At 68.4% G+C, this 13,278-nt stretch carries 11 protein-coding genes; 5 read left to right on the plus strand and 6 right to left on the minus strand.

What is annotated here, in order from left to right; all coding sequences use genetic code 11:
- Positions 1–10: 10 nt before the first annotated feature.
- Positions 11–886, plus strand: a complete 876-nt coding sequence (locus tag OG811_RS30425; protein ID WP_406070664.1) for an LLM class F420-dependent oxidoreductase — start codon at positions 11–13, stop codon at positions 884–886.
- Between the two features lie 25 nt (positions 887–911).
- Positions 912–1,871, plus strand: coding sequence for a phosphotriesterase (locus OG811_RS30430; RefSeq protein WP_406070665.1), 960 nt, complete (start codon positions 912–914; stop codon positions 1,869–1,871).
- Between the two features lie 134 nt (positions 1,872–2,005).
- Here the strand turns inward: OG811_RS30430 and OG811_RS30435 are convergent, their stop codons facing one another.
- Complete coding sequence (locus OG811_RS30435; RefSeq protein WP_406070666.1) at positions 2,006–2,647, minus strand: TetR/AcrR family transcriptional regulator; 642 nt, start codon at positions 2,645–2,647, stop codon at positions 2,006–2,008.
- A 189-nt stretch (positions 2,648–2,836) separates the two neighbouring features.
- On the opposite strand from OG811_RS30435, the gene OG811_RS30440 reads away from it, so the two are divergent.
- Positions 2,837–4,549 carry a flavin-containing monooxygenase gene (locus OG811_RS30440; protein WP_406070667.1) on the plus strand — a complete coding sequence of 571 codons (1,713 nt, stop codon included), beginning with the start codon at positions 2,837–2,839 and terminating at the stop codon, positions 4,547–4,549.
- A 93-nt stretch (positions 4,550–4,642) separates the two neighbouring features.
- Positions 4,643–5,434: an SDR family NAD(P)-dependent oxidoreductase gene (locus OG811_RS30445; protein WP_406070668.1), complete on the plus strand. Its 792-nt coding sequence runs from the start codon at positions 4,643–4,645 to the stop codon at positions 5,432–5,434.
- A gap of 270 nt (positions 5,435–5,704) precedes the next feature.
- On the opposite strand, the gene OG811_RS30450 is transcribed toward OG811_RS30445, so the two are convergent.
- Complete coding sequence (locus tag OG811_RS30450) at positions 5,705–7,123, minus strand: acyltransferase (RefSeq protein ID WP_406070669.1); 1,419 nt, start codon at positions 7,121–7,123, stop codon at positions 5,705–5,707.
- 430 nt (positions 7,124–7,553) lie between these two features.
- On the opposite strand from OG811_RS30450, the gene OG811_RS30455 reads away from it, so the two are divergent.
- A complete protein-coding gene (locus OG811_RS30455; protein WP_406070671.1) occupies positions 7,554–9,734 on the plus strand; it encodes an APC family permease in 2,181 nt (726 codons plus the stop codon).
- 268 nt (positions 9,735–10,002) lie between these two features.
- On the opposite strand, the gene rraA is transcribed toward OG811_RS30455, so the two are convergent.
- The 4 genes from rraA to OG811_RS30475 form a co-directional block, all read right to left on the minus strand.
- Positions 10,003–10,491 carry a ribonuclease E activity regulator RraA gene (rraA, locus tag OG811_RS30460; protein WP_406070673.1) on the minus strand — a complete coding sequence of 163 codons (489 nt, stop codon included), beginning with the start codon at positions 10,489–10,491 and terminating at the stop codon, positions 10,003–10,005.
- Positions 10,492–10,655: 164 nt separating this feature from the next.
- Positions 10,656–11,048: a universal stress protein gene (locus OG811_RS30465; protein WP_406070674.1), complete on the minus strand. Its 393-nt coding sequence runs from the start codon at positions 11,046–11,048 to the stop codon at positions 10,656–10,658.
- Positions 11,045–12,547: a tripartite tricarboxylate transporter permease gene (locus tag OG811_RS30470; RefSeq protein ID WP_406070675.1), complete on the minus strand. Its 1,503-nt coding sequence runs from the start codon at positions 12,545–12,547 to the stop codon at positions 11,045–11,047. The genes OG811_RS30465 and OG811_RS30470 overlap by 4 nt, the downstream gene beginning before the upstream one ends.
- Positions 12,547–13,275, minus strand: coding sequence for a tripartite tricarboxylate transporter TctB family protein (locus OG811_RS30475; protein ID WP_406070676.1), 729 nt, complete (start codon positions 13,273–13,275; stop codon positions 12,547–12,549). Before OG811_RS30475 ends, OG811_RS30470 begins: the two co-directional genes overlap by 1 nt.
- Positions 13,276–13,278: the final 3 nt, after the last annotated feature.

A 13,278-nucleotide genomic window follows, 5' to 3' on the forward strand; every position in this document is an offset into this window, starting at 1 on the left:
GAGCGAAGCAATGAGATTCGGCATCAGCCATTGCAACGTCGGTGAGTTCGCCGAGCCCGATCGCGCACGTGACCTGGCACGCTTGACCGAACAGGCCGGTTTCGAGTCGCTCTGGACCGTCGAGCACGTGGTCATCCCGGAGGTCTACGAGCCTCGTTACCCCGAGACACCTGACGGACGCTTCTGGTTCCGGCACGACCTGCCGCTCGCCGACCCCCTGATCTGGATGGCCTTCGTCGCGGCCGCGACCACCCGGCTCCGTCTCGGCACCGGGATCATGATCGCCCCGCAGCGGAACCCGTTGATCACGGCGAAGGAGATCGCGACCCTCGACCGACTCAGCGGCGGCCGCATCGAGATCGGCGTCGGATCGGGCTGGCTCCGCGAGGAGTTCGAGGCCCTGGGCGCCAGCTTCGACCGGCGCGGAGCAGCGTTGGACGAGTCAATCGCCGTGATGCGCGAGCTTTGGCGTCCGGGTCCCCGCACGTACCGGGGAGAAGTCTTCACCTTCGACCTGGTGCACAGCGAACCCTCACCGCACCGGGCCTCGGTGCCGATCCATATCGGCGGCTCAAGCACTGTGGCTGCGCGGCGGGCCGGTCGGACCGGTGACGGGTTCTTCCCGGGCGGCTACGACCGTGAGGCGGTGGCGTCGCTGGTCGCCTGCGCCCGCAAGGAATTCGAGGCGTCCGGACGCGTGGGCAGTTTGGAGATCACTGCCCGCTGGACGAAGGACCCGAGCCGGCTCGGGGATCACGAGACCCTGCGGTTCATGCAGGATCTCGGCGTCGACCGGGTCCTGCTGCCCGCACAGACCATCGCCGAGAACGGCCTGGAGCGAACCATCGCGGAACTCGGCTCCAATGTCCTCCCCACCTTCGCCTGAGCCACCCGACCAAGGAGCGCAGAGCATGAGTACCGTCCCCACCGTTCGCGGCCCTGTTGACTCCAGCGAACTCGGCCAGACGCTGATGCACGAACATGTCTTCGTGCTCGACACCGAGGTCGAGCGCAACTACCCCGGCCGCTGGAACGAGTCGGCCCGCCGGGCCGATGCCGTCCAAAAGCTGGAGAGCGCCTACGACCACGGCATCCGAACCATCGTCGACCTCACTGTGATCGGACTTGGCCGTGACGTGGAGCGGGTCGCCGAGGTCGCCCAGCAGGTCCGGATGAACATCGTCGTCGCCACCGGCCTTTACACCTACAACGATGTCCCGATGTTCTTCAATTTCCGGGGCCCCGGGAAGCTCGTCGACGGCCCGGAGCTGCTGACCGAGTTTTTCATCAAGGACCTTACGACCGGGATCGCCGAGACGGGCATCCGCGCGGGCATCATCAAGTGCGCCACCGACCAGAGCGGCCTCACGCCTGGAGTCGAACGTGTGCTCCGGGCGGCGGCTATCGCGCACCGCGAGACCGGGGCACCCATTTCCACCCACACCCATGCCGGCACGCGGCGGGGCACCGATCAGCAGCTCGTCTTCCGGAGCGAAGGGGTGGATCTCGAACGCGTGGTGATCGGTCACTGCGGCGACACGACCGACCTTGACTACCTACGCTCCCTGATGGACGCCGGATCCTTTATCGGCATGGACCGCTTCGGCCTGGACCTGATGTTGCCGTTCGAGGCACGGGTGCAGACCGTTGCCGACCTCTGCGCGCAGGGCTACGCGGACCGCATGGTGCTGTCGCACGACGCCTCGTGCTTCACACACAACTTCGACGTCGCCGACAAGGCTCGCCTGCTCCCGAACTGGCATTACAACCATCTCCACGAGGATGTCCTGCCCGCCCTGCTCCAGCGTGGTGTGACGCCCGAGCAGATCGATACGATGCTCGTGACCAATCCCGCCCGGATTCTCGGCTGAGCCGCACGGCGGATGGTGCACGCGCGACATCTTGACATGGTCGGATCTTGGTGAACGGAGGGCCTTCGCAGTCGGCTGTGGAGCTGCCGGACAGCCGCCTGCGGAGGCCTTCCCCACCCTTGCGGGCGAAACGGCTAGGAGTCGCTGGGCGCGGTCGACGGTTCGACCTCGATACCGAGCGCCTGGGCCCAGAGCCGGCTCAGCGTGAGGATGGCCGTCTCTTCGTTGTAGTCCTCGTCCAGGACCAGCCACATATAACAGAAGTTGCTGACCATCGAGATGAGCGCGGCCGCGGTGTAGTCCGGCGGCAAGCTCGGCGAGACCAGGCCCGCCTCCTGGAAGCGGCGGATGCCGCGCTCGGTACGTGAGCGGAAGGACTTCCGCGTCTCCCGACGCATCTCCCGAAAGGCGGGACTGAAGCTCGCGACCTGCTCCAGAATCATCAGCAGGCCAGCCTCCTCGCGGTAGGCCCGGACGTATGCCCGCGTGGCGTGCTCGATGCGTTGGTAGGGACTGGAACCGGCGCCGGCGGGCACCCGCGACTTCGTGAACATCCGCTCGTTCACCTCATCGATGACCGCGCGGAAGATCCCCTCCTTCGACTCGAAGTAGGTGTAGAAGCTCCCGTTGGCGACGCCGGCCTCCGCCGTGATGTCAGTGATCTTGGTATCCAGGAAGCCTTTGCGCGCGAAGACCACTGCGGCCGCATCGACCAGCTTGGTCATGGTCCGCCGGCCCCGCTCGGTCACCGGAGAGGCCTGCTCCGTCGTTGACATGGCCCCCACTATCGATCGACGTTTCCGGAACGCAGCGTAGCACCACCAAGTTGACTGTGACGCCATGTTCAGCTTACTGTGTTCGAGATTACTTAGACGTCTCCGGGAGGGCCGATGACTCGCTCCGACATGCCCGCACCTGAGTGCCTCCGAGTCGTCGCGGAGTGGCTCCAGAACCTCGAAGCCGCTATGGACACAGAGGACCTGGACCGGCTCGCCGATCTCTTCATGCCAAATGCCGACTGGCGTGATCTCGTCTCGTTCACCTGGGACGTCCGGACCACACTCGGCGGCCGAGAGGCTGCCGCCGGCCTCATCGCGCGCAACCGCGACGTGAAGGCGCACGCCTTCGCCCCGGATCACGGACGCACACCACCCCGAGTCGTCGTCCGCGCCGGCGACGACGTCGTCGAGGGTTTGTTCACCTTCGAGACGGCGTTCGGTCACGGCACCGGCGTCCTGCGGCTCGATCTGGGGTCGGGGCTGCCGCTGCGGGCCCGAACCATGTTGACGACCTTGCAGGAGCTGACCGGCTTCGAGGAGCGTCGCGGAGCCAACCGGCCACACGGCACGGCGTACTCGCGGACATTCGGCGGAAAGAACTGGCTCGACCTCCGCCAGGACGAGCAGCGCTACGACGACCACTCCCCCGAGGTGTTGATCGTCGGTGCAGGCCAGGCAGGCTTGTCGATCGCTGCCCGGCTGCGCACCATCGGTGTTGACGCCCTGATCGTGGACAAACACGAACGCGTGGGTGACGTCTGGCGCAAGCGCTACCACTCGCTCACCCTGCACAACGAGTCCTGGGTGGCCAGCCTGCCATACCTGCCCTTCCCCGACACCTGGCCCACCTACATACCGAAAGACAAGCTGGGCAACTGGTTCGAGCATTACGCCGACATCATGGAACTCAACGTCTGGACCGCAACCGAGTTCGCCGGCGGGACCTACGACGAGGACGAGCAAACGTGGACGGTCACCGTTCGGCGCGACGGTGCCGAACGGGTCCTCAGACCCCGGCACGTCGTCATCGCGACCGGCGGCGTGAGCGGGGTACCCAATCGCCCCCGCCTTCCCGGACTCGAAGACTTCCGCGGCGACGTCCTGCACTCCACGCAGTACACCTCCGGGGCCCAGTTCCAGAACCGGAAGGCCTTGGTCATCGGGACGGGAACGAGTGGACACGACGTGGCGCAGGATCTGCACGCCCTCGGGTCCGACGTGGTCATCGTGCAGCGGCAGCCCACGACCGTGGTGAGCCTCGAACCCAGTGGGATCATGGTCTACGCCCTCTACTCAGAAGGCACCCCCACCGAAGACGTCGACCTCATCGCGGCAGCGAACTCGATACCGACCCTGATCAAGGCCAACCAGATCCTCGCCCAGCGGATGCTCGAGGCCGACAAGGAGATCCTGGACCGCCTGCACGCCGTCGGTTTCCGCACGGACATCGGCGAGGACGGCACCGGCTTCCACCTCAAGTACAACCGCCGCGGTGGTGGCTACTACATCAACGTCGGCTGCTCAGAGCTGATCGCCGACGGCGAGATCGGCCTGCTCCAGGCGGACCAGATCGCTTCGTTCACCCCTCAGGGGATCAAGTTGGCCGACGGAACCGTCCAGGAGTACGACCTCGTGGTGCTGGCCACCGGTTACCGCAACCAGCAGGAGGAGGTCCGACTCTTCTTCGGCGACACCGTCGCCGAGAAGGTCGGCCCGATCTGGGGGGTGGACGACGGCGGCGAGATGCGCAACGTGTGGCGCCCCACGGCACAGCGCGGCCTCTGGTTCAACGCCGGCAGCCTCGCCGCCTGCCGGGGGTACTCGAAGTATCTGGCGGTCCAGATCAAGGCCGCTCTCCAGAACATCAGCCCCGGCTACCAGGCGAGGACACATGGTTGAGGCTGCCGTCGCCGCGACCGCGCGGAACCCGATCAGCAAGACGTACCCCGGAGCCTTCAACGACGCCCCGGGTCAGCACCTCGCCACACCGGCGTGCGTCGGTGGCGCTACAGGAGCAACCGGACTGTTGGAGGTGGCATTCTGATGAAGGCTTCGACCACATTCGACTTCGACGGGGCGTCGGTCATCGTCACCGGCGCCGCCCGCGGGGTAGGACTGTCCATCGCGACCAGGTTCGCCACGGCCGGCGCACAGGTGTTCATGGTCGACTTCGACCGCGAGGAACTGGAGGGGGCTGCGGCAGACATCGACGGGGTGCCGGTGACCGCGGATGTCTCCTGCACCGCCGACGTGGAGGCGGTCGTCGCCCAGGTCCTCGAAAGCTGCGGCCGGATCGACGTCCTGGTCAACAATGCCGGCATCCTGCGCGACCAGGTCGTCTGGAAACTCAGCGACGCGGACTGGGACGCAGTGCTCGGAGTGCATCTTGGGGGCACGTTCCGGTTCACGCGGGCCTGCACGCCCTCGTTCAGGGCCCAGAACCGGGGACGCGTCATCAACGTGACCTCATACACGGGTCTGCGCGGGAACATCGGCCAGTCGAACTACGCCGCCGCCAAGGCAGGGATCATCGGCTTCACCAAGACGACCGCCAAGGAGCTGGCCCGGTTCGGCGTGACCGTCAACGCAATCTCTCCCAACGCCGAGACCCGGATGGTCGCCTCGATCCCCGACGCCAGGAAGGCCGAGCTGGCAGCCGCGATTCCCCTCGGACGGTTCGCCCACCCCGACGAGATGGCCGACGCCGTAGCATTTCTGGCCTCTGACAGCGCGGCCTACATCACCGGCGTCGTCCTGCCTGTCGACGGCGGTATATCCATCTGACGGCTGGCTGATGAGGTCGCCCCCGCTTTCGCGGAGCGGTGGTTACCTGTCAACGCGATCCGGGTCACCGGACCCCGCCCCGACATGCGCGGACACAGCCGGCGGACCACCGCTCCGCGGGTGGCCACCGTCGGCAATGCCTGCACCGCTGTCCCGGCCACCACGACCGCAGCGGTACCTACCATCAACGCCCGCACGCAAGTCCCCGCCTCCAGGCAACCGCCACCAGCGCGGGTACCCTTTCCCGCCTGGATCAGGCTGGCACGGCCATCAACTGCCCGACCGGCCGGTCCGCCCATAAGGTGATCGGAGCAGCCGCAGGAGCCCCGCGCCGACCAGGTAGGCCACAAGCGCGCCAGGTGGCAGCCCGAGCGGCTCGGGCGCGGACATCCGCACGCTGCTGTTGATCAACAAGCCGGCCACCACAGCGCCGTAGCCGACCGCTGTCAGAACTGTGCGCAGCGTCGGCGTGAGCCGCCCGAGCAGCCGAGCGGGTCGGCGGCCGACGGCGGATCTAGCGGTGCGGGCCTCGACTGGGCCGAAAATCGCGACGAGACCCGCCAGGATGACGGCCAACGCCGCCAGCCAGGGCACCCGCCACGCCCACCACGTTCCGGTGCCCACCGACGACGGAGGCAGCCAGTGCACGAGATTCAACCCGCCGACGAGCACCACCACCGCGCTGAGATGCCACAGGAAAACGGTGAGAACGACAGCGTTCACCCCGACCACCGCCCGCCACGGGCGGGAACGGCGAAGCATCCGTTCGGCGGGACGACGCAACAGCAGGATGAGCCCGAGTTGCACCGCGGCCAGAGCGAGTAACGCCAGGCTGGGCGGCGAAGAATTGTCCAACCGCTCGCCCGGCACCGTGATCATGCTGATCGGGTAGGGGCCGACGACGGTGAGGAGGCACAGGACAGCGAACCCCACCAGGAACAGCAGTGCAGCCGTGCGGCGGCCCATCGGCAACCGGTGGCTCAGCAGCCGTTGACGCCGGTCCTCGCCGGCCGGCGACATGGTCGGCTTCTCGGCGGAGAAGGAGTCGTACCAGGCGAACCCGATCTGATGGATGGCCAGCCAGCCCACGATGAAGTTCCCACCAGACAGCGGTCCGTGCCCGAGCAGGCGACCGATGTCGCCCAATGCCACGAGCAGCACCAGCGTCACCGGCACGACGAACCCGACACGCCGGTGCAGCCGATACATCACCGGAGTGAGTGCCACCACGGCGATGTAGGCGCTGAGGAACCACAGCGGGATCGTGGCGAACCCCACGACCGTCCGAATCTCGGCCGAGTCCACGCCAGCCAGCCGACCGACCAGGCTGCCCGCCGTGACTACCAGCAGCAGAACCGTGGTGGGACGCACCAAGCGCCCGCTGCGCGCCAGCAACCACTGCGTCGCCGTCTGCCCCCGCATCCGGCTGCTGACCAGCGAAGCGGCATTGGCGAACCCCCCGACCAGGAAGAACACCGGGATCACCTGGAACAGCCAGGTGATCGGTCGGGCCCACACCAGATCCGTCAACGCCGAAAAACCGGTCAGGTTACCCGACCGGTCGTAGGTGACGACAGTAACCGTCCAGTGGCCCAGCACCACCAGAGCGATGGCCGCCGCCCGCAGGAAGTCGACGTAACGCTCCCGCTGCGCCGAGGTCCGCCCCGCCAGCATGCGCACCCGACGCATGCACCCACCCTACTTTCCGGCGGCGACCAGCGACGGCAGAGCGAAGAACACCCCCGCAAGCGAGGGTGTGTTCGAGTAGGTAATGCCTGCGGATCCACCTGCCCGTCCTGCCGGGTCGGAATGGTCACCTGGTCGTGCTGTTGACCGATCGTGCGGCGCCGGCTCCGCCACTCGTCATCGAGGATGGAGTTGAGGAGTGAGTCCCGCCAGGCGTCGTTGGTGAAGACGTGATCAGAAACCTGATCTTCCCGCCACGGCGCGGTCGCCCTGAACCCGCCACGATCCGATGCCCTCGGCATTGGCCAGGCATCCGCCGCGCGCACCCCGCGGCGCCGATGGGGTTGCACCAATGCGTTGGATCACCGCCGCCGGGCCGGCTGTTCCTGACATCGTCGGTACGGCTGGCGAGTGTTGAGCAGTAGGAGCGGGAGTGGGCAAGGAGCGGGACGGTGCGGGTCGAGATCGGCCGACGACTTTTCTGAGCCCATCAGCGGAGTTTCCGCCCCTCTCGGCGCAGGACATTGAGGCGCTGCGCCGGCTCGGTGGCCAGTGGCGGGCCGAGGAACCGGTGCGGGCGTTGCCGGTGGACCCCGAGCTTCGCCCCTTCAGGCCGGGCGCTGCCCACGCCCGAGGGTCGAACGAAGAGTTCCGGCCGGACCAACCCGGTGAGCTCACCGCGACGCCAGCGGCGGAGCAACCCGACACGCTCTTGGGCCGGCTCGCCGTCCGGGCACGTCGGGTGCTGCTCGGGCCGCCCCTGTCCAGCGCGTCCATGCTGCGGGAACGCATGCGCAAACTGATCGCGCTGCCGATCCTCTCGTCCGACCTGTTGTCGTCGGTGGCGTACGGGCCGGAGGCGATGCTGACCATTCTGGTCCTCGCCGGAAGTGCGGCCCTGGGGCTGTCCCTGCCGATCGCCGGCGCTCTGTTGGTGTTGATGATCACGGTCGGCGTTTCGTACCGGCAGACCGTGCGCGCCTACCCGCACGGCGCGGGCTCCTACCTGGTGGCCAGCGACAGCATCGGCCCCCGGGCCGGCCTGACCGCGGCGGCCGGTCTCATCCTCGACTACGTGCTGACCGTGTCCGTGTCGGTGGCGGCCGGAATCGCCGCGATCACCTCGGCTCTGCCGGCGCTGACCCCACTGTCCGTACCTCTGTCGTTGGCGGCCATCGCCGCCCTGCTGACCGGGAACCTGCGCGGGATCCGCGTCGCGGGAAACATCTTCGCCGCCCCCACCTACCTGTTCCTGATCGCGATCGGGGGGCTGATACTTGTCGGGCTCGCGCAGGCCGGGGCACGCGGCTATACCGTGACCCCGACGCCACCGGTGCCCCCGACGGAGTCACTCGGCGTGCTGCTCATCGCGCGCGCATTCGCCTCCGGCGCCACCTCGATGACCGGTATCGAGGCAGTGTCCAACGCCGTACCGGCCCTCCGCCCCACCGAGTGGCGCAACGCCCGCACCGTGCTCACCTGGATGGTCACCCTCCTGGTCCTCCTCTTCGCGGGCCTGGTGTTCCTGATCCACCTCAACGGCCTGGTCCCGCGAGCGGACGAGACCCTGCTGTCCCAACTCGCTCACCGCACCTTCCCCCACGGACCGTGGTACGCGATCGTCCAGGCAGCCACCGCGCTGGTCCTGCTGCTGGCCGCGAACACCGCGTACAACGATCTGCCCCGGTTGCTGTACTTCATGGCCCGCGACGACTACGTCCCGCGCCGATTCCTGCACGTGGGTGAACGGCTGGCCCTCAGCAACGGCCTGATTGCCCTCTCGGTCGCCGCCGCGGTGATCCTCACCGCGTTCGGGGGCCGCACGCAGGCCCTGATCCCGCTCTTCGCGGTCGGTGTCTTCCTGGCGTTCACGCTCTCGCAGGTCGGCATGGTGAACCACTGGCGGCGCCACCGTGAACCGGGCTGGCGGCGCAGAGCCGCGATAAACGCGTTCGGAGCGGTGCTCTCGGCGATCGTGCTGGTGACCGCCGCAATCACCAAGTTCGCCGCGGGCGCCTGGGTGGTCGTCATCGCCGTGCCGGTGCTGGTGCTCGTGTGCCTCCGGATACGACGGCACTACGACCAGGTACGGCAGGCGGTGTCCCTGCGCCCCGCCCCCGCGCCAACACAGTTGCCCTCCGAAAACAGGAGTGAGCCGGACATGACACAAGAATTCCTACCCCAACACATACGCCACCTACTCGTCGTCCCGGTCGCCCGGTTCGACCAGACAACCCTGCGTGCTCTCGCCTACGTGGTGTCGCTCGGCCAGCCGTCACTCGCCGTGCACGTCAGCCCCGAAGATCAGGAAGCCGACCGGCTCCGCGACGAGTGGACAGCCTGGGGCGACCACATCCGGCTGGAGATCGTGACGTCACCGCACCGTGAGATCCTCGAACCCCTGGCCCAGTACATCGCTGAACTGCACGACAGAAGTCCCGACATCACTCTCACGGTGGTCATACCCGAGGTGGTGGTGGACCATCCCTGGCAGAAGGTCCTGCACACACAAATCGAGCACCGCCTCCGCAAGGCCCTGCGCCGCCTACCCCGCGTCGTCATCACCAGCATGCCCATACACCTGTCCGAGGCCCCTCCCCAGACCGCTCGCTGACGCGCGCTCGGGTCGACCGCGCGCCCTGACTCATCCGCAACGCGCTGCTCAGCACGTACGCCCGGCGGTTGCGCACCGCGCCGGCGACGACCTGGGGTGGCTGTTACGTGCCGTTGCCGGCCCCCGATGTCGGCGCGAGCCGCCGCGCTGTCGGCCGGTGCCGCCGCTGCGGCCGGATCACCGCGGGACGCTCGCGGTCGAGCAGCCGGAAATGCCTTGATGATCAAGCCACTGGCACCTGGCCGACGGGGACGTGTTCCGTCCAGGCCTACGCCCGCTGGCCCAGGGGCAGGACGACGATGCCGTCGTCGTCACTGTGAACCTCGGCGCCGGGATTGAAGGTGCAGTTTCCGAACTCCACCGGCACGTCCCGCTCGCCGGCCCCGGTCTTGGCGCTCTTGCGTGGGTTGGTGCCGAGCGCCTTGATGCCGATCGGAAGGGCGCGCAGGGCGGCGACATCGCGGACGGCGCCGTTGATCACCACACCCACCCAGCCGTTATCCGCCGCCATGCCGGCGATCACGTCGCCCATCAGGGCCGTGTGCAGGGACCCGCCACCATCCACCACCAGCACCCGTCCCGCACCCGGTGCGGAGACGACCGACTTCAGCAGGGCGTTGTCCTCAAAGCAGCGCACGGTGACCGCCGGTCCGCTGAAGGCGTGGACTCCGCCGAACTGACGCAGCTGCGTGTCGCACGAACCGAGTTCGTCCATGTGCCGGTCGTAAAGGTCCGCCGTGGGGGTGGGCGTCTGCATGGTTCGTCCTTCTTTCCACTTCGGGTGTCGGATGCAGGGGCGGTGCCGGGTGCAGGCCGGTGGCGGCGACGGCCGCTGGGCGCGGTTCGAGGCTGGCACGGGAACCCCCTTCCGCTCCGGCTGATTCAGGAAGGGGGCTCCGTGGACGGCAGGAAGCGTCGCGCTCAGTCGACCTTGACGGCGAGCACCGGGCAGCGGACGCCGAGCAGGATCTCCTGCGCGGTGGAGCCCATGATCAGCTTGCCCACCGGCGTCCGGTGCCGGATCCCGATCACCACCAGCGACACGTCCTCGGACTCGGCCAACTCGATGATCTCCTCGGCCGCGTCACGGCCCCGCACCAACTGCCGGACGCTGTGCCGCACGCCCAGCCCGGTCAGCTCCCGGCGGACACGTTCGAGGTCGTGGTCCTGAGCGAACCGCGGGTCGACGTACGCATCCCCGCGCGAGGTGTTGACCACGAGCACCGGCTCATCGCGGAACCGGGCCTGCTCAACCGCCGCGCACAGGACCGCCTCGCCCAACGCCGACGGCACATACCCCACCAGCACGGTCATCCGGTCACCAACCTTTCCCGAAGCGGTCGTACGAGGAACCGGCGGAGCAGCGGCCAGAGCAGCACCACCAGCACGGTGGCGTAGATCAGCCAGGACACCCAGCCACCGAGCAGACCGGAGAACTCGCCGCCGGAGAGCTGCAGCGCCCGCCGGCCCTGAAGTTCCGCCCGGGGGCCGAGGATCACCCCGACGATCAGCGGCAGGACCGGCAGCCCGAAGCGCCGCATCCCGAACCCGATCAGGCCGAGGGTGAGCAACAGGAACAGGTCGAACGGCTGGGCGTTGACCGCGTACGCGCCCATCGAGGCGAAGAAGATGATCCCGGCGTAGAGGTACGGTCGCGGAATCCGCAGCAGCCGGGCCCAAGCGGGCGCGAGCGGCAGGTTGAGCACCAGCAACATCAGGTTGCCGACGAACAGGCTGGCGATCAGGGTCCAGACCAGGCCGGACTCCCGCTCGAAGAGCAGCGGGCCGGGCTGGATGCCGTACTGCTGAAAAGCGGCCAGCATGACCGCGGCCGTGGCGTTGGTCGGCAGGCCGATCGCCAGCATGGGCACCAGCGTCCCGGCGGCGGAGGCATTGTTGGCCGCCTCCGGCCCGGCGACACCCTCGATCGCGCCCTTGCCGAACTCTTCCGGGTGCTTCGACAGCTTCTTTTCGGTCGCGTACGACAGGAAGGTCGGGATCTCCGCCCCGCCCGCCGGCAGCGCTCCGAACGGGAACCCATACGCGGTGCCGCGCAGCCAGGGCTTCCAGGACCGCTTCCAGTCCTGCCGGCCCATCCAGGGGCGGCCCACCGGGATCACCTCGGCGGACTTGCGCCGCAGGTGCGCGGCGATCCAGAGCGCCTCGCCGACGGCGAAGATGCCCACCGCGACCACCACCACGTCGATGCCGTCGGCGAGTTGCGGGATACCGAAGGTGAGCCGCTGCTGGCCGGTCTGGTCGATCCCGATCACGCCGATGGCCAAGCCGATCAGCAGCGAGGCGAAGCCGCGCACCCGGGAGGCGCCGAGCACCGCGGTCACCGCCACAAATGAGAGCAGCATCAGCGCGAAGTAGTCCGGCGCGCCGAGACTGATCGCGAATGCCACCACCGGCGGGGTGACCACGACCAGCAGCAGGGTGGCGATGGTGCCGGCGACGAAGGAGCCGATCGCGGCGGTGGCCAGCGCCTGCGCGGCCCGACCCGCCTTCGCCATCTTGTTGCCCTCGATCGCGGTCACCACGGAGGACGACTCGCCGGGGGTGTTCAGCAGGATCGAGGTGGTCGAGCCGCCGTACATGCCACCGTAGAAGATTCCGGCGAACATGATGAACGCCTGCGTCGGCTCCATCCCGTAGGTGACCGGCAGCAGCAGCGCGACCGTCATCGCCGGGCCGATGCCGGGCAGCACACCGACCGCGGTGCCGATGGTCACGCCGAGCAGCGCGATCAGCAGGTTCATCGGGGTCAGCACATTGGCGAACCCGTCGAGCAGGTGGCCGAAATTGTCCATCAGAGGATTCCTTGCAGGACGCCGGCGGGCAGGTTGACGCCCAGCCCGATGGCGAACGTGTAGAAGGTGATCAGCGACATGGCGATGGCGATCAGCAGGTTGCGGATGTAGTGCCGGTTGCCCAACGCGAACGCCGAACCCCAGAACAGCAGGGTGCCGCTGATCACCCAGCCGAGCCGGTCGATCAGCACCGCGTTGACCAGGAAGGCGCCGATCAGCAGGAGGACCGTCCGCCAGTCGATCGGGCTGCTCAGGTCGACGTCCTCGCCGGCCTCGGGCTCACCCGCACCGCCGCGCGCCACGTCCACCGCGTAGATCACGGCGACCACCAGCAGCAGGGCGCCGAGCAGGATCGGCACCGGCTTCGGCCCGATCGGGTCGGCGCTGCTGATCGCGTGCCCGATCCGGATCGCGTCGACGATGACCAGTGCGCCGACCGCGGCGAGGAACGCACAGACGCCGTACTGCGCCCGGTCCGGCTTCGCGGTCCGGGCCGCACCGTCGGGGGCGTCCGCAACCGGCGGCCCGCCGTCGGCCGCTGTTGGCCGCGCCACCGGGGGCAGGTCCGGCGTACGCTCCGCGGCCGTCACAGCTCCCGTCGTGGATGGCGCCGCATCGGCGGCCCCCACGGTCGGCTGTGCCGGGATCGGCGGTACGACCGGGGCGGTCTTGCCCGGTGCCGCCGGGCGGGGCGGCGGGTCGCCGCCCCGGTCCGATCGGGTCGTCATGCC

The organism is Micromonospora sp. NBC_01638 (assembly GCF_045209745.1).
Lineage (GTDB): Bacteria > Actinomycetota > Actinomycetes > Mycobacteriales > Micromonosporaceae > Micromonospora.